General features: G+C 38.0%; 27 protein-coding genes, 2 pseudogenes and 2 riboswitches. Of the genes and pseudogenes, 24 read left to right on the top strand and 5 right to left on the bottom strand.

Going from position 1 to position 22408, the window contains the following annotated elements; all coding sequences use genetic code 11:
- The first annotated feature begins 18 nt into the window (after positions 1–18).
- From MKY07_RS13310 to MKY07_RS13265, 10 genes and pseudogenes are all read left to right on the top strand, one after another.
- Positions 19–1701, top strand: a complete 1683-nt coding sequence (locus tag MKY07_RS13310) for a T7SS effector LXG polymorphic toxin (RefSeq protein ID WP_339262606.1) — start codon at positions 19–21, stop codon at positions 1699–1701.
- 14 nt (positions 1702–1715) lie between these two features.
- Positions 1716–2270 (top strand): T6SS immunity protein Tdi1 domain-containing protein, encoded by a 555-nt coding sequence (locus MKY07_RS13305; RefSeq protein ID WP_339262605.1) that lies wholly within the window; start codon positions 1716–1718, stop codon positions 2268–2270.
- 60 nt (positions 2271–2330) lie between these two features.
- Entirely contained in the window at positions 2331–2642 is a 312-nt protein-coding gene (locus MKY07_RS13300; RefSeq protein WP_339262604.1) for a hypothetical protein, read from the top strand.
- A gap of 121 nt (positions 2643–2763) precedes the next feature.
- Positions 2764–3297: a hypothetical protein gene (locus MKY07_RS13295; RefSeq protein WP_339264653.1), complete on the top strand. Its 534-nt coding sequence runs from the start codon at positions 2764–2766 to the stop codon at positions 3295–3297.
- Between the two features lie 29 nt (positions 3298–3326).
- Entirely contained in the window at positions 3327–3824 is a 498-nt protein-coding gene (locus tag MKY07_RS13290) for a DNA polymerase III (RefSeq protein WP_332370293.1), read from the top strand.
- Positions 3825–3911: 87 nt separating this feature from the next.
- Complete coding sequence (locus MKY07_RS13285; protein ID WP_339262602.1) at positions 3912–4523, top strand: HNH endonuclease; 612 nt, start codon at positions 3912–3914, stop codon at positions 4521–4523.
- A gap of 21 nt (positions 4524–4544) precedes the next feature.
- Positions 4545–5012, top strand: a complete 468-nt coding sequence (locus tag MKY07_RS13280) for an SMI1/KNR4 family protein (RefSeq protein ID WP_339262601.1) — start codon at positions 4545–4547, stop codon at positions 5010–5012.
- 289 nt (positions 5013–5301) lie between these two features.
- A pseudogene (locus MKY07_RS13275) lies at positions 5302–6050 on the top strand (transposase); the annotation flags it as partial.
- Complete coding sequence (locus tag MKY07_RS13270; protein WP_231918633.1) at positions 6001–6363, top strand: HNH endonuclease; 363 nt, start codon at positions 6001–6003, stop codon at positions 6361–6363. The pseudogene MKY07_RS13275 and the gene MKY07_RS13270, both read left to right, overlap by 50 nt.
- Before the next feature lie 27 nt (positions 6364–6390).
- A complete protein-coding gene (locus MKY07_RS13265) occupies positions 6391–6819 on the top strand; it encodes an SMI1/KNR4 family protein (RefSeq protein ID WP_231918634.1) in 429 nt (142 codons plus the stop codon).
- A gap of 127 nt (positions 6820–6946) precedes the next feature.
- On the opposite strand, the pseudogene MKY07_RS13260 reads toward MKY07_RS13265, so the two are convergent.
- Positions 6947–7195, bottom strand: a pseudogene (locus MKY07_RS13260) (IS3 family transposase); the annotation flags it as partial.
- Positions 7196–7402: 207 nt separating this feature from the next.
- Between MKY07_RS13260 and MKY07_RS13255 the strand changes: the two are divergent.
- The 4 genes from MKY07_RS13255 (at position 7403) to MKY07_RS13240 (ending at position 9850) form a co-directional block, all read left to right on the top strand.
- Positions 7403–7621 carry an Imm70 family immunity protein gene (locus MKY07_RS13255; protein ID WP_081483467.1) on the top strand — a complete coding sequence of 73 codons (219 nt, stop codon included), beginning with the start codon at positions 7403–7405 and terminating at the stop codon, positions 7619–7621.
- 244 nt (positions 7622–7865) lie between these two features.
- Entirely contained in the window at positions 7866–8441 is a 576-nt protein-coding gene (locus MKY07_RS13250) for a suppressor of fused domain protein (protein ID WP_339262599.1), read from the top strand.
- 410 nt (positions 8442–8851) lie between these two features.
- Positions 8852–9169 (top strand): hypothetical protein, encoded by a 318-nt coding sequence (locus tag MKY07_RS13245; RefSeq protein WP_339262597.1) that lies wholly within the window; start codon positions 8852–8854, stop codon positions 9167–9169.
- Positions 9170–9313: 144 nt separating this feature from the next.
- On the top strand, positions 9314–9850 hold the full coding sequence (locus tag MKY07_RS13240; RefSeq protein WP_008405106.1) for a hypothetical protein: 537 nt from the start codon (positions 9314–9316) through the stop codon (positions 9848–9850).
- A gap of 394 nt (positions 9851–10244) precedes the next feature.
- On the opposite strand, the gene MKY07_RS13235 is transcribed toward MKY07_RS13240, so the two are convergent.
- Positions 10245–10874 carry a hypothetical protein gene (locus MKY07_RS13235; RefSeq protein WP_251686599.1) on the bottom strand — a complete coding sequence of 210 codons (630 nt, stop codon included), beginning with the start codon at positions 10872–10874 and terminating at the stop codon, positions 10245–10247.
- Positions 10875–11071: 197 nt separating this feature from the next.
- On the opposite strand from MKY07_RS13235, the gene MKY07_RS13230 reads away from it, so the two are divergent.
- Positions 11072–12262, top strand: coding sequence for a M14 family zinc carboxypeptidase (locus tag MKY07_RS13230; RefSeq protein WP_339262594.1), 1191 nt, complete (start codon positions 11072–11074; stop codon positions 12260–12262).
- A 43-nt stretch (positions 12263–12305) separates the two neighbouring features.
- Here the strand turns inward: MKY07_RS13230 and MKY07_RS13225 are convergent, their stop codons facing one another.
- Positions 12306–12590, bottom strand: coding sequence for a hypothetical protein (locus tag MKY07_RS13225; protein ID WP_008405110.1), 285 nt, complete (start codon positions 12588–12590; stop codon positions 12306–12308).
- A gap of 195 nt (positions 12591–12785) precedes the next feature.
- Here MKY07_RS13225 and MKY07_RS13220 point away from each other — a divergent pair, with 195 nt between their 5' ends.
- Positions 12786–12938 carry a YpzG family protein gene (locus MKY07_RS13220; protein ID WP_008405111.1) on the top strand — a complete coding sequence of 51 codons (153 nt, stop codon included), beginning with the start codon at positions 12786–12788 and terminating at the stop codon, positions 12936–12938.
- A 63-nt stretch (positions 12939–13001) separates the two neighbouring features.
- Here MKY07_RS13220 and MKY07_RS13215 read toward each other — a convergent pair whose 3' ends face one another.
- Complete coding sequence (locus MKY07_RS13215; protein ID WP_008405112.1) at positions 13002–13163, bottom strand: hypothetical protein; 162 nt, start codon at positions 13161–13163, stop codon at positions 13002–13004.
- A gap of 134 nt (positions 13164–13297) precedes the next feature.
- Between MKY07_RS13215 and MKY07_RS13210 the strand changes: the two genes are divergently transcribed.
- Complete coding sequence (locus MKY07_RS13210; protein WP_008405113.1) at positions 13298–13501, top strand: hypothetical protein; 204 nt, start codon at positions 13298–13300, stop codon at positions 13499–13501.
- A 78-nt stretch (positions 13502–13579) separates the two neighbouring features.
- On the opposite strand, the gene MKY07_RS13205 is transcribed toward MKY07_RS13210, so the two are convergent.
- Entirely contained in the window at positions 13580–14020 is a 441-nt protein-coding gene (locus MKY07_RS13205; protein ID WP_008405114.1) for a cell wall hydrolase, read from the bottom strand.
- Positions 14021–14192: 172 nt separating this feature from the next.
- Between MKY07_RS13205 and MKY07_RS13200 the strand changes: the two genes are divergently transcribed.
- The 7 genes from MKY07_RS13200 to MKY07_RS13170 all read left to right on the top strand — a co-directional run bounded on the left by MKY07_RS13200 (position 14193) and on the right by MKY07_RS13170 (position 22374).
- Positions 14193–15482, top strand: a complete 1290-nt coding sequence (locus MKY07_RS13200) for a glycoside hydrolase family 18 protein (protein WP_041865710.1) — start codon at positions 14193–14195, stop codon at positions 15480–15482.
- Between the two features lie 121 nt (positions 15483–15603).
- Positions 15604–16584, top strand: coding sequence for a nitronate monooxygenase family protein (locus MKY07_RS13195; RefSeq protein ID WP_251686602.1), 981 nt, complete (start codon positions 15604–15606; stop codon positions 16582–16584).
- Positions 16585–16720: 136 nt separating this feature from the next.
- A riboswitch (TPP riboswitch) is annotated at positions 16721–16819 on the top strand.
- Positions 16820–16885: 66 nt separating this feature from the next.
- A riboswitch (TPP riboswitch) is annotated at positions 16886–16984 on the top strand.
- A gap of 77 nt (positions 16985–17061) precedes the next feature.
- Entirely contained in the window at positions 17062–17754 is a 693-nt protein-coding gene (tenA, locus tag MKY07_RS13190) for a thiaminase II (RefSeq protein ID WP_339262590.1), read from the top strand.
- Positions 17732–18475 (top strand): hydroxyethylthiazole kinase, encoded by a 744-nt coding sequence (gene thiM / locus MKY07_RS13185; protein WP_014823226.1) that lies wholly within the window; start codon positions 17732–17734, stop codon positions 18473–18475. The genes tenA and thiM overlap by 23 nt, the downstream gene beginning before the upstream one ends.
- On the top strand, positions 18472–19284 hold the full coding sequence (gene thiD / locus MKY07_RS13180; protein ID WP_339262588.1) for a bifunctional hydroxymethylpyrimidine kinase/phosphomethylpyrimidine kinase: 813 nt from the start codon (positions 18472–18474) through the stop codon (positions 19282–19284). The genes thiM and thiD overlap by 4 nt, the downstream gene beginning before the upstream one ends.
- The gene (gene thiE / locus MKY07_RS13175; RefSeq protein WP_339262586.1) at positions 19268–19885 is read left to right on the top strand and encodes a thiamine phosphate synthase; all 618 of its coding nucleotides are present in this window, start codon (positions 19268–19270) and stop codon (positions 19883–19885) included. The genes thiD and thiE overlap by 17 nt, the downstream gene beginning before the upstream one ends.
- Positions 19886–20010: 125 nt before the next feature.
- Complete coding sequence (locus MKY07_RS13170) at positions 20011–22374, top strand: bifunctional 2',3'-cyclic-nucleotide 2'-phosphodiesterase/3'-nucleotidase (protein WP_339262584.1); 2364 nt, start codon at positions 20011–20013, stop codon at positions 22372–22374.
- Positions 22375–22408: the final 34 nt, after the last annotated feature.

The following is a 22408-nucleotide window of genomic DNA, read 5'->3' as shown; positions in this document are numbered from 1 at the left end:
TAAAAAGATGGTGATAAATTGAAGGTATTGGATGTAAATGAGTTTCAACAAGGACTTGAAAGAACTGTTAATCAGTTAACCCGCCTGGAAAGTGAAATGAAACAAATTGAGAGTGCTGTTCAAGGTCTCACACAATTAGAAGAATCGCTAAAAGGTCAAGGTGGAGAAGCATTACGTGCATATTACGAGAGTTGCCATTTGCCATTCATCACATTTTTCAATACCTTTAAAACTAGCTTTACTAGTGTTCTTCAAGAGATGAAAACAGCCCTTTCATCGCTTGAACCAGATTCATCAGGCTTTATTCGCCAAGCAGCATTGGAAGGTGAAATCGAGCAAGGCCTTAATCGTGCCAAACAAGTGACAGAAGAGCTGACAGATGAAGCCAATAATATCATGGACCAAGTGTCAGATATCGTGAGCTTGCCAAAATTGGATGATAGTGAAGTCCATCTGGGTGTACATGACGCGAAACGACATCGGGACGAAACCGTTGAAAAACTCATTGAATTTGACGTATCCCAAACAGATGCATTAACGACAATTCAAACAGACCTGATGCATATGAAAACATGGATTACCAACATAGAAACGATGATGACAGAAGGGGTAACAGATGTTAACTTCCCGGCAGAACAATGGCAGTCATTCGCTAGTCAGAATCCGTTAATGATTGCACTGGCTTATCGTACGCAATCGTTGGATCAAGTGATTAATATGAATCCACTATTTAATCCTGGAGGAATCGGAGGAGCGAATCCATATACCCTCCCTGGTCTTTATCAAAATGGTCAGCAGCCTTTAGTTACTTTCGGTCTCAGCGGTGCGATGGTTTCAACAAATTTCGTTTCATTTATGAAGCAAAAAGAAAAAGAAGTCGCAAAAGAGCTTTCCGCTACAGCCACAACAGTAGATAATGTGAAAGATGAGGGGAATGGTTTTCTTAATTTCCTAGGAGACGTGGGAAGTGGCGCTACAAAAGTCGGAAAAGGTTTGTTGGATTTTTTACTATTGGACGATGTGAACACGCTCGCTGATAAGAATGCTTCGGGCCTTGATAAAGGTATTGCGTTAGCATCCTTCATCCCGATAGGAAAAGTTTTGAAAATCCCGAAAGCAATTGATAAGATTGTAGATAGTAACGTGGGTGAGGTTGTTAAGAAGAGTGATGTAGATGAGGTTGTTGGTAAGGGGAATATAAAGCATTTACCAAGAATAAAAGAAGTTGAAGTTAATTTTAAAAGAAATGATAAACATGACTCCGAAGAATTTGCAAGACAATTGAAAGACCAAGAAAAAGGTATGAATGAACTTACAGTTGATGAGTATTTGAAAAATCGTGAGAAGTATATTGAACAAGGGCGTGCAATTGAAGGTAACGCTGCCCAACAAGCAGCTCGAGAAAAAGCATTAAATAAAAAGATAGAAGAATTGTTCGAAAATGGTATGTCATGGGAAGAAGCGGAGAAAAATGCAAATAGTTGGTTGAAATCGCAAGCAGCCCTCCATAATCCTGACCAAATTGCTGGAGGTAAACCGCTAAATATTGGTGGTATGGGAGATAAAAGAATAAATTCATCAATTGGATCACAATGGAAGTATAGAATTGATATTGTCGATGAACAAATAGGTGAACTAACTAAATCATTGACATCTGATCAGCGAAAGAATACTTATTTAAATGTTAAGCTTACACATTAGAGGAGGTTAACAATTTGAGCTTATTTAAAGATTTTAAAAAAGTAAGTGAAGTTGAGGAATATACAATTAATAAATATAAGAATATGGTCCCAGAAGCTTTAATTGAAGTATGGAAATCATATGGGTATGGTACAATTATGAATGGATACTTAAAAATAATAAACCCTGATGAATTCAGCTCTTTAGTAAATGAGTCTTATTTAAGAAGTAAAGGGACAATACCTATTTTCAGTACATCCATGGGTGATCTAATACTTTTTGAAAAGGATGAAAATCAAGAATCCTATATTGTAACAATAAACTACCGAAAAGGTAAAACAAAAGTTGTAGCTTCAAAATACTCCTTGTTTCTAAGATTTTTAGAGGAAGAGGCTTTTAGACAGAAGGCTTTAGATTGGCTTCCTTATCCAGAAGCAATAGAAAAATATAATGAACCAGAGTATGATGACTGCTTTGGCTATACTCCTTTACTAGGTTTAGGTGGAGCAGAAAAAGTAGAGAATCTAAAAAAAGTCAAATTGAAGGAACATATTCGTATTATTACTGAATTTATGGGTCCAGTGCAGTAATGTACAGGAAATATGGTTAGAGTTAACTATGAGCACTTGATTGTCTATATTAGGCGACGAGTGCTTTTTTATGTTTTCAATATTCATACCGATGTTAACTTCCCGGCAGAACAATGGCAGTCATTTGCTAGTCAGAATCCGTTAATGATTGCACTGGCCTATCGAACGCAATCGCTGGATCAAGTGATTAATATGAATCCATTATTTAATCCTGGAGGAATCGGAGGAGCGAATCCTTACACACTTTCGGGTCTTTATCTAACCGGTCAACAGCCTTTAGGTACTTTCGGGCTCAGCGGTGCAATGGTTTCAACAAATTTCGTTTCATTTATGAAGCAAAAAGAAAGAAATCGCAAAAGAGCTTTCCGCTAAAGCCCCAACAGTAGATGATGTAAAAGAAGAGGGGAATGGTTTTCTTAATTTCCTAGGAGATGTCGGAAGTGGCGCTACCAAAATCGGAAAAGGTTTATTGGATTTCTTAATATTGGACGACGTGAACACGCTCGCTGACAAAGATGCATCATTACTAGATAAAGGTATTGCGTTAGCATCCTTCATCCCGATAGGAAAAGTTTTGAAAATCCCGAAAGCAATTGATAAAATTGTTGATAGTAACGTGGGTGAGGTTGTTAAGAAGAGTGATGTAGATGAGGTTGTTGGTAAGGGGAAGGGTGATGCTCCAGTTCCTACCAAACCAGGTGGTGGTAGCAATCCTAAAGACTTTGTTAACCCACATTCTGAAAAACATATGTTTGAGCCAAGTAGACCATCTACTTCTAATAGGTCACAATATGGTGAAGATGTGGATGTAGCCAAGTTAAGGCAAGAAACAATGACTAATCCTGATAAAGCTTATTCAAACTGGCCAAATCCTAACAATCCAAATCCAAACAAAATAACTAAGTATTATAAAGAATTTGACGGAAATATCAGTACACCTGATACACCGACAGGGAGTCATAGGGTATTTGAAAATCTTGTTGATCCAACCAGAAGCTCACATTTTCCATATGTTCCAAGAAAATAACTATTAAGTAGGTGAAATACTTGAGTAATATGTTGTATCATGCATATTTACCTGAAAATCATGAACATCATGTTTCGCTGGAAGAAGTCATGAATGGTGGCATTAAATATTCTACTAAGTCTAATAATAGATATAGTAATGGTGGTAGAGTAAAATTTGAGATAACAGAACTATTAAAACCCTCCAATGCTCCTGCCTGGCTTAACTTTAAAGAAGCAATAGGTGTTGATCTAACCAATCGTTTTTCAAATTCTTTTGGCTTTCCTATATTTACGGATAAAATCTTAGTATTTGATGGTGATATTTCCCTTTCAATCTATGACCAAGCATTCTATGAGGATTTGAAAGACTTTGATGAGGAAGCTTTAAATTTTGATACTGGAGAAACTATTGAATATTGGCTAAAACTATATTGGAAAAGTATGATGACACTTGAAGACTATTTAATAAAGAGGTCTTATCCAAAGCCAGAAGTATTAATTTTTGAATCTGTTCCCAAAGAAATTATTCAACTATGTGAAGAATAGACTTGTACACCTTGATTGGCTAATGCCTTTCAAGGTTTCTTTTTATGGAGGGCTGCGTTAGCATCCTTCATCCCAATAGGAAAAGTTTTGAAAATCCCGAAAGCAATTGATAAGATTGTAGATAGTAACGTGGGTGAGGTTGTTAAGAAGAGTGATGTAGATGAGGTTGTTGGTAAGGGCGCGGATAAAGGTAAGGGAGTTAGTGAAACTAATTTAAGAAATATCGATGATTTTATAAATGGTAACAAGAAATTTGATGAAATCATTGAAGACTATGCAAAAGTATATAAAGAACATGTTGATTTAAACAAACCTTGGTCTTGGGATGATACCATTCCGGGTGGGGATAGCAGCTTATCTTCTGCTCAAAAAAGAAAGATAAAAGAAATGGCTATAGCAAAAGCACATATTCCTGAAATAAAGATTACAAAAGCAGATGGTATGAGGTATGGATTTGCCGATTTTGCAAGTGCAGGTGTTGTAGAAGAGACTGTTCAGCTACCAGATAGATTTTGGAAGCTATCGGATAAAGAACAGTTTAAGTGGTTAGATGAACAAATAGGTGGTACAAGAAAAGGGATGACGTGGCTTCATACGGAGGTTCCTGGTAAAATGGAGCTAGTCCCCTTTGGTATTCATAATATTACACCTCATAATGGTGGAAGGACTAAAGGTATGTGGGCCGACGCTCCAAGATAATAATATTGAGGAGGTATAGAAATGGAATTTAAGGATGGATCAATAATTTATCCCTTGCCGGACGATACTTTACTTTCTGAAAAGGAAGGTAAGTGGAGAATAAATTTACCAGAAACGTATAAAGAATTTATAAAAAAATATAATGGTGGTACTCCTATAAAGGATAGTTTTAAGTGTAATAGCCATGTTTATGCGATTGATAGGTTTTTATGTATTTTAAAAGTAACCGGGGAAAGAGATGATGAGTATTACGATATAGGAGTAGTTAGAACTCAACTAGACGAAAGAATTGTTTTTGATGAAAATTTAGTAGGTACTGAACTGCTACCAATAGCTGTTTTATTTGCAGGTGACTTTGTTTGTTTAGACTATCGTAACAATGTTGAAGAGCCTGTTGTATGCGTTTGGAATCATGAAGAGTCTTCAGATTTAAATCCTATAACATATATTGTAAGTAATAGCTTTGAAGAATTTCTAAATATAGAATAGATACTTTTTGGTAGATTCTAACTCTTGATAGAATGCCAGTAAGTTAGTCACACTTATTTAATTAACCTCAAGCACTTGATTGTCTACTATAGACAACAAGTGCTTTTTATTTTTTTGTGAGAAATTTTTGTATTGAACAATTTAAAAAGATTCTATGAAATTCATAGCTCATGAAGGTAGTACATTCAAGACATTCTGTTTTAGTACTTTGTTTGTGAAAATAATAAGATAATTAGGAGAGTTAACATTTTACATGTCAAGAGGACTTTGATACTGCAAAACCTACAAACTAACGGACCATGGACAGGTAGTAAAAGAAGTGAATCCAGCTCTTTCATACGCTGAACGAAAAAGCCATATGACCACGCAAAAGAGTGATAGCTGGGATGCAGAATGTGTGGTACGTATATTGGTAAATAAACTTGACCAATTGCCAGACGTAAAACCACATGATTTATATTGGTCGATACAACAGTTGGTTTCAAGAAGAAATGCATTAGCAAAAGCTCAAGGTGCTTTAAAGAACCAATTACAATTTCAATTAAGCCACCATTATCCAAGCTATAAGAAGTTTTTCTCAGAAGTAGATGGAAAAACAGCATTGGCGTTTTGGGAACGGCACCCTTCACCATCTTGTTTAGAAGGTGTGAGTGTAAAACAGTTGACCACCTTTTTATTAAAAGTGAGTAACAATACTTGTTCGGTGAAAAAAGCAAATGAAATATTGAAGCTAGTGAAAGAGGATGGGAATACAACAAAAGAACATCAAGAAACACTAGACTTTCTTGTGAGAAGTATTGTCCGAGACATTTCTTTTGAAAGCAGGAAATGTGTTATGTGGAAAGAGAATGAATTAAAAGAGTTAATGAACTTACAAGACTTTCAACTGCACTCCATGCCAGGCATAGACCTTGTGACAGCTTCCGCTTTAATTGCGGTGACGTTAGACGTTTTTCAAATGCCAATAAATTAGCATGATTTGCGGGTATTGCGCCTGTTTACTTTGGATCTGGTGGGAAAGGTAAGGACTTATACTAACAAGTCTGGAACATCAGTCAGTTACCCGAATGGTTACCCAGATTTTACACCTTTTATGCATCCAAATGTTAAGCCTGTAAAAATAGAAGTTCATTCGCCTAAAAATAATCCGAAAGATTTTGAAAATGCAAACACAGCAGCTAAACTTACAAAAGATACTGATCCACCAATAATAGATATTAGAAGGCCGCCAGACGGTTATATGTGGCATCATCATGAAGATGGAAAAACTATGAAGCTAGTAGATGAGGATATTCACAGAAAGTTTAGGTACATTGGTGGTCAATCAAAGGTTAATGGGAAAAATAAGTAATGATATAGGAGTGAGAGTCTGACAAAAATGCTTAGTGTAAATCCAAAAATTTCTTTACAGGATATAAAACAATTTGAACAAGAGTATGAAGTTACGCTACCTAAACAATATGTTGATTTTCTACTAGAATACAATGGAGGATTTCCTCAGAAATCTAACTTTAAACTCCCTGATGATGAAGGAGAAAGTTTAGTCAATAAGTTTTATGGAATTGGTGATATGAAAAGTAATTTAGGTAAAGTTTTTGTGGTTTTAGAAGGAGAAATACCAGAAGATTTTATTTCAATTGGTAATGACCCTGGGGGAAATGAGATTTTATTAGGAGTTAATGGAGAGTATCAGGGAAAAGTATATTTTTGGATTCATGATATAGAACCCGAAGATGAAATGGACAATATGTTTATACTTGCAGGTAATTTTACTGAGTTCTTTAATAACTTATATGAATCTGAATAATGGATACTCATAGAGAGCTACATTTAAGGGCTGAATTTTTCGTAATAATATAAATACGAATGATAATTAGGCGAGATGACATTTTAAAAATACGGTGTATTGTTATAGGGAACAAATTAAACAGCCGTTGCCGGTATTTTACCGGTGACTGGTTGTTTAGTTTCGTTTGAATATGGATATTGTTATAATAATCTATATACTCTTCGATGATTCGAGATACTCAAGCATTCGTCGTGCTGTGGATTCTATCGAGGTAGAACGTTTCCGAATTTAGTGAGGAGTGAAACATTTCGATAGGGGAATTATCAACTGGCGTGTCTTTATGGGACATGCTCATGGTAATTCCTTTTTCTTTGACTTCCTTTTGATTCTCATATATGTCAAGTTTATGGGAAATAACAAAAATGGAAAAGCAAAGTTTGAATTCGTAGGTACTAATAATAACGGAGATATTACGACCTATCACACTCAGAGTGGCAAAAAAAGAAGGATGGGGGACAAAATACCCTTTAATTATGAATGAGTTGTATAATGACATACTAAATTGGGATGATGTTTCTGTTGCAAAATCTAATTTAAATAAATTGAACAGAAATTATCAAAACACTCTCAAGAACATGTTATATGGGATATTGATGATTTATCACAAGAACCTCCGTGGGGGGATAAAATAAGTTCCAAAGTAACTAATCTTGCGAACTATTATGCAACAACTGATGGGAAAACATTCTTTGAAGTGATACGAACAGCGATGGATATGGCAGAAGAAGATAAATGTGATTTGAAAATTCATAAACTATAATTTTTTTAAACCATGGGACGCTATCCCATGATTATTTTATGATACGGAGTGTCAAATACATCACTCTTTATTCTGATAGTAAAGCTAAACTTTATAAGCCCTATTTGAGGCTAAGAGTTTCTAGATGAACACAATAATCCAGACCATTGCTGACCTAAATTACCATCTTCAAGCCTTAAAAGTAAAGACTGACCGACGATTATTTCGGATATAAAAATTGTGAAGATGGATAAGGAGGTTTACTTTGAGTATTTCTAATGAGAATAAAATAATAGCAAAGACAGCTCTACATGCTTTAGGGGGTAAACCTTGTGTCTCAAAATACTGGGACGAAAATAATGTCAGTAACATTGATATACTTTCAACAGTTAATAGACCATTTGACGGTGTATCATCATACTCAACTATTGGACTATCTGACCATTCAATTGAATTGACTGTTGAAAAAACGCCTTTGCTAATAGAAATAGTTGGCGCAATAGCAACAGATTATAAGCAATATCCTAATATATTGGCAAGCTGTGCATTTTGTATTATTAACTCAAAATTTTCAGTTTCCCATGGTTCAGTATTTCGAGATATAATAAAGACGTATTATCCCAATACTGAGATGAAACATATATTATTTGTGTCACCTTTCTTGTGGGAAGATTTAAATACACTTGAATTTCCAAATAAAAAAGTGGCTTGGCTGCTAGCTGTTCCAATATCTGAGAATGAATATCTATTTGCTCAAGAAAAAGGAACAGATACATTAGAAGAATTATTTGAACAGGAAGAGATAGATATCTTTGATTTAGAAAGAGAATCAATATTGTAATTTTCTAGTTTATTGACCTTGATTGACTACATTGTCTTTCAGGGTTTTTGTATTTTTTACCCAATATTTGAATCGAAAATTCCTAAGACGATTATTTGGATATTCTAGAGAGATAGGAAAAGTTTTGAAAATACCGAAAGCGATTGATAAAATTATAGATAGTAACGTGGGAAAGCTGAAGAATTAGGTTATAAGCCACAAACAAAAGAATTTAGTGACTTTATCAAAAAATAGGTTAATCCAAGAAATATTCCATCTTCAGTTATTGAAGACGCTATAATGAATACGAAAAAGACACCTGGTAATAGAAGATCGTTTGTTCATGAAGCAAAGGATGTCAAAGTAATTATAAAGAATCAGACGATGTTATTACAGTTATACCGAAATAATCAATAAAAGGATGAAGACGAATGTTTATAAAGTATGATGAGTACGATCTATTAGAACTTTTTCAAAGTGAGCCGGTTAGTATATCGGGTAATATAGATGATGGAGAATTAATTTATACTTACAAAGATGACCAAAATTTCAAGGTGATTTTAACCTTAGATGTATATCAACAAACGAGTAGTCTAACCATTACATTTAATGATTCTATAGTATTTTCAGGTGATTTAAATAATGTATCAAGTATAAAAAAAGATGGCAAAGTTATGGTAATAAATGTGGGGGGAGATGAGAAATTAAAAGTTAAATTTTATAAACAAGTTGGAGGGGAGTTACTTTAAATTGGCATATTGTATTTCTTAATTGAGAAGTTAGTTCGCGAAGTAGTGTGTTGGAAACAACGGCTAACAGATCCTATAAAACAAAGAGATAGAGTAAATAAATGCATTCCAAAAAGGGCGAATCAATAGACGGAGGTGAAATAATTGTTATTAGTACCTAAAGCACTTGAGAATATTATTGTCGGTGTATTAATTAATAATCATTTCAAATGGTATGTTTCCAAAAAAGATATTTGGTTTTTAGATAGAAAAAAACTAGAAGAGGCATATAAAAAGAAATTTAAAGAAATGGGAATTGCATATACTGGTCCATTTATCGAAGAAGATGATGAAAGGAAAGGCATAGATATATTAGATGAGGATTCATATGCAGAATTTGCGCCAAGGATGGCAAAGTATGCTGTTTCAGCAAAAGAATTAAGAGAAAGGCTTAAGTTAAATTTACTTACTGAAACGAAAGAGGATACTTTTTATAGTTTTATGCCTTCTTTATTCGTAAATTTCGATAAAAGAGGGTTGTACTCCCTTTATTCAGAACCAGCTTCCTACGAGGATTTTGTACCTGAAAATTGGACAGGACGCTACGAAGATTTTTTATCATACATAGATAGAGCAGAAAAGTACTGGTATGATGAAAATGAGATTGTCCTATTAAATTTTGAGGGAGGCAGTTGCAATTGACTGCTTCTTTTTTGTTATCCATAATTATTCGGACGGATAAATGAGCACCGGTAAAAGGGTAAGAAAAACAAAAGCCGAATGCGCTAAGAAAGCGAATTCGGCTTATTTGTGCACAACAATAGCTGCCTGGTGGAGCCACAGACGGTCATGAATCGGCATACCTAAACCATGATCCAGGATTTGAATGAGCTTTATCATTTGAACATTGAGCTTTAAAAGTTAAGAGCTTTGAATTTTGATATTTCAGCTTTGACCTTTATGCTTTGAACTTTTCTATTAAAAATTCATCTATTAATTGTAGGTTGAGTGACTGTTTGGTTGTTTCAACTCGCACACAGTCAAAGCACGAGCGCCGATCCGTTTACTGTTTTCGCTACGCTATGCAAATTATTAGTTAGATCTCAATAAATGTTGTGGCATTTGATTCTGATAATACAGCGTCTACTTCTGACTCAAATTCCTCGATTTTCGCTGCAAGCTCGTCAATGGTTTTCTTTACTTGCATCGGGTCGATCAATTCATATTCATTACGCTTCATAAAAGTATCAGTATGAAGCTTCACTTCGTCTGAGGATGATTGCTTTTCCTTGCTGCCCAAAATATTAATCAGGTAATTTTCAAGCTTTTCTGGAAGGGCCTCATTCGCAGCTGTTACTTCGTCGATTGCTTCAAAATATTGGCGGCGTAGATGATTCAGTAAATCCTTCTCATATGCAATTGATTGTTTACGTTCAATTGCTTCAGCCACTGTCATTTCATTTACTCCAATTTTAACGATTGTTTTAGCATTTGATTCGACAACGAGTGCTTTTAGTTTATTGCGGTATTGAATAAGGCTTGTGACTTTGTCATACGAACCTTGCATTTCTTTTTTGTATTCATCAATTGACATGCCTTCAATTTTTTCGTTGCTTTTTCGGTTTGCTCGAGCCAGCACTACGCGGTACGTAGCCGATTGGATCCGTTCACCAAGCATTTTTAACTCAGATAGTGCACGATGCAGCGATATTCTTTTCGTCTCCATGATGAACCTCCATACAATAAAAATTTAGTAGATTCTACTATAACATAATGTTGCTCTCCACTTTATCTATATAGGGAAATATTAGGGGATAGAGAAAGTGTTTGACGGAAATAAATCCGTTTTCTCGAAACGTGTTAATAATCATTCCCCCCATTCATATACTTTCCTATTGATGATTTTATTGAGGGAGGAGCTTTGTGGAGATTTTCGTAAGACCGGGTGATTCCTTTTGGTATTATAGCCAAGTTTTTAATCTTCCTTTTCAGCTGATTCTTGATTCGAATCGGAATCTGAATGCACAGGCCCTGATGCCCAACCAACCCGTTCAGATTCCCGGTTATGTGACAAGTCAGTATACGGTTCAACGGGGAGATACAATTTGGTCGATTGCACAAAGAATCAATATGCCGATGGATGCGCTTTTTCTGCTCAATCCGGTACTCAATCCATACGTACTTCAGGTCGGTCTACGGTTGCGGTTGCCTGTTCGTGTAACATGGAGAGTTGTGAATGGTGAACAGGATTACGATTATAGGGCAATGGTGCAGGATATTCGGTCATTGCAGGCAATCTATCCGTTTATAGCAAATGAGCCGATTGGCAATTCCGTATTGGAAAAAGAAATTCCGGGGCTCACGATTGGGAACGGGCAGAAACGTGTTCATTTTAATGCTTCTTTTCATGCCAATGAGTGGATTACGACGTCGATTGTCATGACGTTTCTTAATGATTATTTATTTTCGCTAACGAATAATGCTTCAATACGAGGGCTATATACATTGCCATTGTATATTCAAACGAGTTTAAATATTGTGCCAATGGTAAATCCCGACGGAGTAGATTTAGTGCTGAACGGACCTCCGGAAGATGAAACAATTCGTAAAAACGTAATCGAATGGAATAATGGTAGTACAGATTTCTCGGGTTGGAAAGCGAATATTAATGGGGTTGATCTGAACGACCAGTTTCCTGCTGAATGGGAACGGGAAAGAGAAAGAAACCCGAAAACGCCTGGGCCGCGGGATTATGGTGGGCAAAGTCCGCTATCGGAACCGGAATCCATTGCAATGGCCGATTTGACAGTAGAGCGGGATTTTGCTCGGGTTTTGGCTTTCCATACACAAGGTCAAGTTATTTATTGGGGATTCATGGGATTGGAACCTCCTGAAACAGAACAGCTTGTCAATGAATTTGCGAGGGTAAGCGGATATGAGCCTGTGCAGACAATAGAAAGCTATGCGGGTTACAAAGACTGGTTTATTCAAGATTGGCGCCGCCCCGGATTTACCGTTGAACTGGGGCTTGGAACGAATCCTTTACCAATCAGCCAATTCGGTGAAATTTATGAAGAAGCATTAGGGATTTTTTTAAGTGCATTATATATGTAAATAAAGTCCCCCCGTTACGTCCTTAGAGGTAACGGGGGAACTTTTATGAATCCCTCAAGGTTTCATCAATTTCAAGGATGCTTTGCTTTAGCTCATCTAGTTTGGATTTATTCTGCTCGACAATATCCAAATGCTCCTGCCTTTGCTCTGCATTGGCAAGTGCATTTTCGGTACGTTCCATTGAATTAAAAGCATGTTCCACCGCAAATTCCTCCGGGTGGGACATTGCCTGTTTTACTGCACGTTCTGTTCTTTCAACGGAGTTGGATAATAAAGTAATCGGGTGATTTTGTTTCCAGCTAGGTGTACCTGAACTTTTTTTAGCCACTGTTCCTCATCCTTTCTTGCGAAAATTGACTGATTCACACGTTTAGTATTGGTGGATGCAATGATTCCATACGCGGAAGAAATTCGGAATTGTTAGGAAATGTGTCGATATCAATTTTTATCTTTATAGGGAATAACTGCAGCAAGTACAGCCATACTAAAATTGATTCACTTTTAAACATAGGAGGCGGAACGAATGGATAAGAAGGGTTTCACAGATCCAAAATCTAAGAAGATCCACCAAAACTGGGCGAGCGACAAGCATCAAAAGTCTCAAATCAAAGGGGAAACAGAGGTAACTCTGCATAACCAGATTTTGAGAATTAATGCGAAGGCGAGACAGTTCTAACCTTTGTCTTGAAGTAAATCAGGCCTTCATTCCAGACATACTGGAATGAAGGCCATTTACATATCAATACATTTTTCTTTTTCCTTTTTTTGCTTGCTGATGGAGCTCGGTTAGTTCATTCGCAATTTCTTCCTTTACTTTGTTTGGTGCAATTTTCATGTTTTTCGGTGTTTGCGGTAATGATTGTTTATTCGTTCCTTTACTTTTACTATCATCTCTGCCCATTTAAATGCTCCTTTCAATATTGGTTCCTTCTTAATATGGCTTTACAACTTTTTTTCATTACAAAAATTGAGGAAGCCTGAAAAAAGCATAAAACCTCCTATCCTGAGCACATTAAGCCAGTAGGAGGTGATGAAATGAGCAAAAACAGTAAAGAAACGATGAATACGCGAACACATAATCCTTTTTCTACTTATAAAGAATTACACCGAAATACAACAAGTCACAACCGGAATCCTGAAGATAATACAGCGGAATTTGCCGAAGAGTTCGATTCGAAATTAAAAAATAAAAATAATAAAACAAACCATGATAAAAACCAGCAATCCAATAAAAAGTAACGGATAAAGAAAAATGAAAAAGCCTCGCTACATAGAATGTACAAGGCTTTTTCTTATATAGCTGAGCAATAGGTAATGCTAGCCCATATAAACACTTTCACATGTTCCTGCTATAGGCTCATAGAAACAATGCTGTTTAAATTGACCTGTAAATGGTTGATCGTACCAAGTAGGAGGACATGGGCCGGATGGGTTAAAATACCAAAGTGCGTATTTCGCCGGATGGTCTCGCCAATAGTCCAGCGTCTGTCTTGCTAATCTTCTTTCAGTCTCTCTAGCCCTCTGATAAAACATGTTTCCTTTTTGTACCGCCTCAAAAGAATAGTTATTGCCCTGTACTTGGAAAATAACCTGCTCGATTGTTCTCACATCATTAAAATCCAGGCATGAAGCAACAGCTCGGTTCACAATTACATTTCCGACATACAGCATCCCTTGTTTTCCTTCACCTTCAGCCTCAGCCCGCATCATTCGTGCCATCAAATCCACATCGGAATCCCGGTATTTTACTCTTGGCATTTTTTCACCTCACAACTATAGTATGAAACAGTCAACCTGGTTGCGCATATGAATGAATGAAAATGTATAATATTGTTTTTTGTCATGGTTACTTATATATTTCTAACCTATCTTTCCGCATTAATACGGTATATAGTTCATAAATTAGTACATAGGAAAAGGAGGACGGACAATTCAAATTCATGTAGTACAACCGGGAGAATCATTGTGGGCAATCGCACAGGCTTATGGAACAACGGTGCAGAGTTTAGTGGAAGCCAACCAAATTCCGGAGCCGGCCCGGTTAGTGGTCGGGCAAGCATTGGTCGTTCCATTGAAAGGGCAGTATTATATTGTACAGCCAGGGGATAGTTTATGGTCAATTGGTCAACGTTTTCAGGTGAATTATTTAACGCTCGCACAAGCAAATGGCTTGAATCCAGATGCGTTGCTGATGATTGGCACCTCATTGTATATACCGGAACCAACTAAAAGGTCCGCAGAAATTTTGGCATATGTAGAACCAAGAGGCGATGAAATAAGTGATACGCTGCTCGACCAAGTTCGGGAGGCAAGTCCTTATTTAACGTATTTAGCTATTTTCAGTTTTGAAGCAAGACGGGATGGTTCATTAAAAGCGCCTACAATTAACCCATTACCGGAAATTGCTGAACAAAATAATACAGGAATAGCAATGGCAATCACTAATCTCGAGGATTATCAGTTTAGTGCTGAGCTAGCACGTGATATTTTCCAAAGTGTTGCTGTTCAAAATTTACTGCTGGACAATATCATTGCTGAAGCAAAGCGTATCGGAAATATTTCGGATATTCATTTTGATTTTGAACGGATTGCACGCGATCAGCGGGAAGCTTATAATAATTTCCTCCGAAGAGCTGTCGAGCGTATGCATGCGGAAGGATATACCGTTTCTACCGCATTGGCTCCAAAAACGAGAGCCGATCAGCCAGGGGAATGGTTTATGGGCCATGACTATAAGGCGCACGGCGAAATAGTGGATTTTGTTATGTTGATGACATATGAGTGGGGCTATTCTGCTGGACCTCCAATGGCCGTTTCTCCGCTGCCTCAAGTCGAACAAGTAGTACAATATGCATTAACAGAAATTCCTGCAAATAAAATTTTACTTGGGCAAAATTTGTATGGTTACGATTGGACATTACCTTTTGTACAAGGAGGAGATTACGCAGAAGCGATAAGCCCGCAACGTGCAATTGAAGTGGCCAAACGCTACAACGCAGCAATCCAATTTGACTATACAGCACAGGCACCCTACTTTAACTATTATGATGAGCAAGGGCGTTCACATATTGTCTGGTTTGAAGATGCGCGTTCGATTCAGGCGAAGTTCGATTTAGTAAAGCGATTAAATTTGCGCGGAGTCGGCTATTGGAAGCTCGGTCTGCCATTCCCGCAAAATTGGCAGCTCATCGGGGCTAATTTTAATGTAGTGAAGAAATAGCAAAAGGAAAGAAAGTCAGATGAAAAAACATCTGACTTTTTGATTGTCATCTAAATTAAGAAGGAGATTTTATTGAAGCTGATGAAGTATTAGTAGTAGCTGAATAAAAGGGGGATTATAGATGGGGAATATTCCGGAAATTTTACAAAACTTACGTATCCCAGTAATCGGGGCACCATTGTTTATTATTAGCAATCCGAAATTGGTCATTGAACAATGTAAGGCAGGAATAGTCGGGTCAATGCCTGCGTTAAATGCAAGACCGGCAAGCCAGTTGGATGAATGGTTAGCTGAAATTACAGAGGAGTTGGCCAGCTATAATGCCAAAAATCCGGATCAGCCGGCTGCGCCATTTGCCATTAATCAGATTGTTCATAAAACAAATGAACGTCTGGAACAGGATATGGAGCTCTGTGTGAAATATAAAGTTCCGATTATTATTACTTCACTTGGGGCACGTGAAGAAGTATTTGAGGCAGCTCATAGTTATGGAGGCATCGTTTTCCATGATGTCATTAACAATCATTTTGCAAAAAAAGCGATTCAAAAAGGTGCAGACGGCATCATTGCTGTAGCAACAGGTGCAGGTGGCCATGCAGGTCAGCAAAGCCCATTTGCGCTCGTACAGGAAATCCGTGAATGGTTTGACGGTCCATTAGCTTTATCAGGATCAATCGCACGAGGACATTCGGTATTGGCTGCACAGGCGATGGGGGCTGATTTTGGCTATATCGGTTCACCATTCATCGCGACCGAAGAAGCGTTTGCTCGTCAAGAATATAAACAGATGATTGTTGATAGTACTGCAGAAGATATTGTATACAGCAATTTATTTACAGGAATCCACGGGAATTATTTGAAAGGTTCTATCATGAACGCGGGGATGGACCCGAGTAATTTAAAAGAAAGTAATCCTTCAGCAATGAACTTTAACGATAATACCGCAAAAGCCTGGAAAGATATTTGGGGCAGCGGGCAAGGAATTGGCGCGATTAAAGAGATTACTTCCACAAAACAATATGTCGATAAACTGGCCGAGGAATATGCTCAGGCTTATCAGGAACTGACTGGTAAAAGATCTGCAGTAACCCATCTACAATAGATGTCAGCGCATCATTAGTAACAGATTTTTACTAACGATGCGCTATTTTGTGAATTTGTTATTGAACTATTAATTTCGTAATTTATTGAATTCACTTGCCCGGTTCGAATTAATTTGTTACACTCTGGGTAATTAAATGCATTTGCGGGGGGACACAGCAGTGTTGAGAAGGTTAAAACCTGACCCTTAGAACCTGACCGTTAATACGGACGTAGGGAGCAAAGTACAAGCTATACATATGTACTTACTTTGGCTCCGCGTATATTTTACGTGGAGTCTTTCTTTTGCAAATACACAAGCATTTGATTTGCGGGGGGACACAGCAGTGTTGAGAAGGTTAAAACCTGACCCTTGGAACCTGGCCGTTAATACGGACGTAGGGAGCAATGAAAAGTGGTACTTACACTTTTTGGGGACGTCTCTCTATATGTTGAGACGTCTTTTTTGTGCTTCCGCCAACAAAAAGGAGGAGTAACAATGGGATTTTGTGAAAAGGTAAGAAAAGAAACGGATTTTTATTGGGAGGCTAGCTTCTATCATCCTTTTGTACAAGGGATTGCAGATGGGAGTCTACCGCTGGAGAAGTTTAAGTTTTATATGCTGCAGGATGCGTATTATTTAAAACATTATACGAAAGTACTAGCTCTTGCAGCTGCAAAAGCGACAACGGATGATGATGTTCAATATTTTCTGCAAACAGCAAAGTTTATCCATGATGCCGAGCTTGAGTTGCATCGTACAACTTTTAAAGAATTAGGTGTGACAGCGGATGATTTGGAAAAATTCGAACCAGCACCAGCAGCCTATAACTATGTGAGCCATATGTACAATGCAGTGCATAACGGAGATGTAGCAGAAGCATTTGCGGCAATCCTGCCATGCCCATGGCTGTACCAGGAAATTGGGCAAAGATTAAAAGATGCATGCCCCAATATACCTCTTTATGAACAGTGGATTGCATTATATGCTTCCGAGGAGATGCTTCAAAATATTGAAGTACAAAAATCGATGCTAGATCGATATGCGAAAGAACAACCTGCAAAGCTTAAAGTATTACAGGAGCATTTTAAGAAAAGCTGTTATTACGAATGGATGTTTTGGGAAATGCCTTGGACGAAGCAAAGCTGGGAACAAGGAGTGTATGTAAATGAGTCTGCAAGCAATTTATAATAAACAACCATTAGTTCATTGTATTACCAACTATGTTGTCGCAAATTTTACAGCGAATGGCTTGCTGGCGGTAGGAGCTTCACCAGTAATGGCGGATGCAATAGAAGAAGTGGGTGAAATGGCTGCCCAGGCCAATGCTTTGCTTTTAAATATGGGCACTTTGAATGAGCGGACAATAGAGTCGATGAAGAAAGCAGGACTTAGCGCAAACATGCATAATACTCCGGTTGTTTTTGATCCAGTAGGTGTAGGGGCAACGAAGTTTCGAGCGGAGACAGCACAACAATTGCTCGACCTTTTAAAGATTAATGTAATCCGTTGCAATATTGGAGAAATGGCGGCTCTGGCGGGAGTAAATTGGGCGTCTAAAGGTGTGGATAGTGGCAAAGGAGATATAGATGTTGCAGTGACTGCCAAAAAGTTGGCTAATAACTATCAATGTATTGTGATCGTAACAGGAGAACAAGATGTTATTACTGATGGGATAAGAGTGGAATTTGTAGAGGGTGGTCATGAAAAGGTGACAAAAATGACGGGGAGTGGCTGCTTGCTTAGTGCCTTTTGTGCAGCGGTGCTTGCAAACAGTAAAGAACCGTTTGATGACTTACTAACGCTACTGAATGAATATAAACAGGTAAGTGCCAATTCTGTTGCAACTATAGGAAATTTCCACACAAATTTCTTGAATCAACTAGAGAATTTAGCGGAGGGACGAAAATGATTACATGTACGATAGCAGGATCGGATAGCGGTGGCGGTGCCGGGATTCAAGCCGATTTAAAAACGTTTCAGGAACTCCGTGTATTCGGTACATCAGTAATCACCGCATTAACCGCACAAAATACTGAAGGAGTGCATGGAATTTTTCCGACAACGGCTGATTTCGTTCAAGCTCAGCTAAAGGCAGTACTTCAAGATTTCGACGTAAAGGCAATTAAGACAGGGATGCTGTTTAGTGCTGAAATTATCGAAGCCATTGTGACTTTACTAAAAAATACGGATATTCCGCTTATCGTTGATCCGGTCATGATTGCAAAAGGCGGTGCCAGTTTGCTAGAGCAGCAGGCAACAACAGATCTTAAAGAAAAGTTATTGCCGCTCGCAACCGTTTGTACCCCGAATATACCGGAAGCGGAAATCCTTACAGGCTATAAAATACAAACGGAAAAGGATATCGCATCAGCGGCGCATGATTTATTAAGTCTGGGGCTGAAATGTGTTGTCATTAAGGGTGGTCACTTAAACAGTAAGCATGCGACAGATACGGTTTTCATTCGCGGGGTGCAACCATTTAAAATGAAAACCGAGCGGGTGGATACGAAACATACTCACGGTACAGGATGTACATTTTCTGCAGCGATTACCGCGGAAATGGCAAAAGGCAGATCGATAGAGGCAGCCATAATAGAAGCAAAAAAATATGTGCAGCTTGCAATCCGTCATCCGCTTAATATTGGTCATGGGTTTGGTCCGACAAATCATTTCGCCTATCATGAACAGCGGGGGATGTGCGATGTCCATGTCTTTTGATTTGAATAAATATTTTGTGATGGGAACGGCCAATTGTAAACGCGAACCATTGCTTGTTTTGGAAGAAGCTTTACAGGCAGGTATTACGATGTTCCAACTGCGAGAAAAAGGGAAAAATGCATTAAAAGGCGATGCGTATGCAGAGTTTGCCCGTCAATGCCAAAAGCTGTGCCAAACATATAAAGTGCCGTTTATTATTAATGATGATGTCGAGCTTGCACTAACATTAAATGCAGATGGTATTCATGTAGGGCAGGAAGACACCGGTATTGAACAATTTAGATTCCTTGCAAAAAATAAAATCATCGGTGTATCGATTCATACGATGGAGCAACTCGAAATGGCCATTGCAAATGGGGCGGATTATGCGGGAATTGGTCCAATTTATGAAACTTCCACAAAAGATGATGCGAGAGCACCAGTAGGGCTGACGTTACTGGAAGAAGCGAAATCTCAGTACACTCAATTCCCTATTGTAGCAATTGGCGGAATCTCTGTTGAAAATAGTTTCATTGTAAGACAAACCGGAGTAAATGGAGTCGCCGTTATTTCGGCAATCAGTCATAGCGATAATATAAAAGAGGCTGTAAATTCACTATAAGTCAAATTCTGTCATATAAGTACTATTTTGATTGTAATAACCTGTACCAAATTACTCTTTTCTACTATTCTGGCAATTTAGTATGATAGTTCTGTTATACACTACAGAATATGGGAGTGAAAGAAATGTTGAAAAAACTATCTGCTTCAGCCTTAACGCTAACACTTTTAGCAAGTGGCATGTCAGCAGTTTCAGCGGCACCAGTCTCTACAAATGAAGATATGACACGTGGGGAGTTTGTGAAGGCCGTAATCGATGCATTGGGGGTAGAGGTCGGTACTGGTCAGTCTGTAAAATTTCAGGATGTACCTGATTCACTTAAGCCTTATATTGAAAAAGCGGTGGAATTAAAGTTAATTAAAGGAAAAACTCCAACTAAATTTGCACCAGACGAAAAACTGACACGCACACATGCATTCCTTATTGCGGCAAGAGGATTGCAGGATAAGGAAACATATTCTGAAAAGGTATTGGATCAGTTTAAAGACGCAAACAAAATTGGACAAGGCAATCGCCAGGAAATGGCGAAAGCGGTAGCAACAGGATTACTGACAGGCTTTGATGACGGAACGATTCGCCCGAATGATTTTGTAACAAAAGCTCAAATGCAAAAAATTCTTCAGCGCTTTTTGGAAGAATACAGTCCGGTAAAGGCAAATACGACAGTTTCTTTACGTATTTTAGGAACGACGGATATTCACACAAATATTGTAAACTATGATTATTACAAAGATACGCCAACGAACAGTTTAGGTTTGGCAAAAACTGCGCTGCTAATCGAAAAGGCGCGTGAGGAAAATCCAAATACAGTGCTGTTTGACAATGGAGATGCAATACAAGGAACGCCACTTGGCTCGTATATTCAGTCAGTAACGAAATTAAAAGACGGGGAAGTTCATCCATCGATTGCTGCGATGATCGCACTTGATTATGATGTAGCGACATATGGTAACCACGAGTTTAACTACGGTTTGGAATTTATCGATGAAGTAACGGATGATGCCCCATTCCCGTATGTAAATGCCAATGTGCGTAATGCAACGACAAAGGAATTAATGTATAAGCCATATGTCATGATTGAAAAAGAAGTAGTCGATTCAAACGGTGAAAAAACGTTGATTAATATTGGGGTAACAGGTATTGTGCCACCTCAAATTTTAAAATGGGATAAAGCAAATTTAGAAGGAAAAGTAACAGTCGATGATTCCGTAGAGGCTGTTAAAACAGTCGTTCCGCAAATGAAAGAAGCAGGAGCAGATGTTGTCATAGTACTTTCACACTCTGGTATGGGGGATGCTACACATGAAAAAGGGGAAGAGGATGTATCGTATTTACTATCTACAATTGAAGATGTGGATGCAATCATTACAGGGCATGCCCATGGCGTATTCCCTGGTAAAGTGGATAGCTCTATAACAAATGTGGATATTGAAAAAGGAACAATGAACGGCAAGCCGATTGTTATGGCCGGTAAATTTGGTAGCCATTTAGGGGTCATTGATCTAGAGCTTGAGAAAAAAGACGATGCATGGGATGTTACAACAGGAACGGGCGCGGTGCGTGAAATCGCAAAAGATAATGATGCTGTCAGCGCTACGGTTGTAGAAAGTGTAAAAGAAGCACATGAAGGAACAATTAAATATGTGCGTCAGGCAGTAGGGACAACGACAGCGAACATTCACAGTTACTTCTCGCAAGTTCAGGATGATCCTTCTATTCAAATTGTAACAAATGCCCAGTCAATCTATGTGAAAGAAAAGTTGAAAGGTACAGCGTATGAAAACCTTCCTGTCCTGTCAGCTGGTGCACCATTCAAAGCCGGAACAAGAAGTGATCCGGAATACTATACATTTGTACCAAAAGGTGAGCTTGCAATTAAAAATGTAGCAGATTTATATTTATATGATAATACACTTGCGATGCTGAAGGTAACAGGTGCAGATGTGAAAGAATGGCTTGAAATGTCTGCAGGACAATTCAATCAAATAGATGCAACAAAATCAGAAGAACAGCAATTAATCAACGCCGAATACCGTTCATACAATTATGATGTTATTGACGGTGTGACGTATGAAATTGATGTAACAAAACCGGCAAAATATGATGCAAGTGGAAAAGTTGTAAACGAACAATCATCACGTATTGTCAATCTGCAATATAACGGGAAGCCAATTGATGCAGCACAGGAATTTATCGTAGCGACAAATAACTATCGTGCGAATGGTACATTCCCAGGTGTTCGTAATGCGACAGCGGTTGAAATTTATCCGGATGAAAACCGTCAGGCAATTATCGACTATATTTTAGCCGAAAAAACAATTGATCCGACAGCAGATGGCAACTGGAAGTTCGCTCCGATTCCGGATAGCGTAAACGTTGTATTTGAATCTTCTAAAAAAGCAGTTGATGTATTGGATGAAAACAGCGCTATTAAGTATATTGGAGACGGTACAGACGGCTTTGGCAAGTATGGTTTAAAAACAAAATAATTTTAAAAATGCCTGTAGGCGAAGAATTCCTTTC

Source organism: Solibacillus sp. FSL W7-1472, from assembly GCF_037969775.1.
GTDB lineage: Bacteria > Bacillota > Bacilli > Bacillales_A > Planococcaceae > Solibacillus > Solibacillus silvestris.
This window is presented reverse-complemented; position numbering and strand designations above follow the sequence as displayed.

Coding starts and splice junctions, on each gene's coding strand:
- tenA (WP_339262590.1), top strand. CDS start 17,062: ATGGGATTTTGTGAAAAGGTAAGAAAAGAAACGGATTTTTATTGGGAG.
- thiD (WP_339262588.1), top strand. CDS start 18,472: ATGATTACATGTACGATAGCAGGATCGGATAGCGGTGGCGGTGCCGGG.
- MKY07_RS13290 (WP_332370293.1), top strand. CDS start 3,327: ATGTTGTATCATGCATATTTACCTGAAAATCATGAACATCATGTTTCG.
- MKY07_RS13245 (WP_339262597.1), top strand. CDS start 8,852: ATGTTTATAAAGTATGATGAGTACGATCTATTAGAACTTTTTCAAAGT.
- thiM (WP_014823226.1), top strand. CDS start 17,732: ATGAGTCTGCAAGCAATTTATAATAAACAACCATTAGTTCATTGTATT.
- MKY07_RS13210 (WP_008405113.1), top strand. CDS start 13,298: ATGAGCAAAAACAGTAAAGAAACGATGAATACGCGAACACATAATCCT.
- MKY07_RS13235 (WP_251686599.1), bottom strand. CDS start 10,874: ATGGAGACGAAAAGAATATCGCTGCATCGTGCACTATCTGAGTTAAAA.
- thiE (WP_339262586.1), top strand. CDS start 19,268: ATGTCCATGTCTTTTGATTTGAATAAATATTTTGTGATGGGAACGGCC.
- MKY07_RS13205 (WP_008405114.1), bottom strand. CDS start 14,020: ATGCCAAGAGTAAAATACCGGGATTCCGATGTGGATTTGATGGCACGA.
- MKY07_RS13220 (WP_008405111.1), top strand. CDS start 12,786: ATGGATAAGAAGGGTTTCACAGATCCAAAATCTAAGAAGATCCACCAA.
- MKY07_RS13265 (WP_231918634.1), top strand. CDS start 6,391: ATGCTTAGTGTAAATCCAAAAATTTCTTTACAGGATATAAAACAATTT.
- MKY07_RS13170 (WP_339262584.1), top strand. CDS start 20,011: ATGTTGAAAAAACTATCTGCTTCAGCCTTAACGCTAACACTTTTAGCA.
- MKY07_RS13195 (WP_251686602.1), top strand. CDS start 15,604: ATGGGGAATATTCCGGAAATTTTACAAAACTTACGTATCCCAGTAATC.
- MKY07_RS13280 (WP_339262601.1), top strand. CDS start 4,545: ATGGAATTTAAGGATGGATCAATAATTTATCCCTTGCCGGACGATACT.
- MKY07_RS13215 (WP_008405112.1), bottom strand. CDS start 13,163: ATGGGCAGAGATGATAGTAAAAGTAAAGGAACGAATAAACAATCATTA.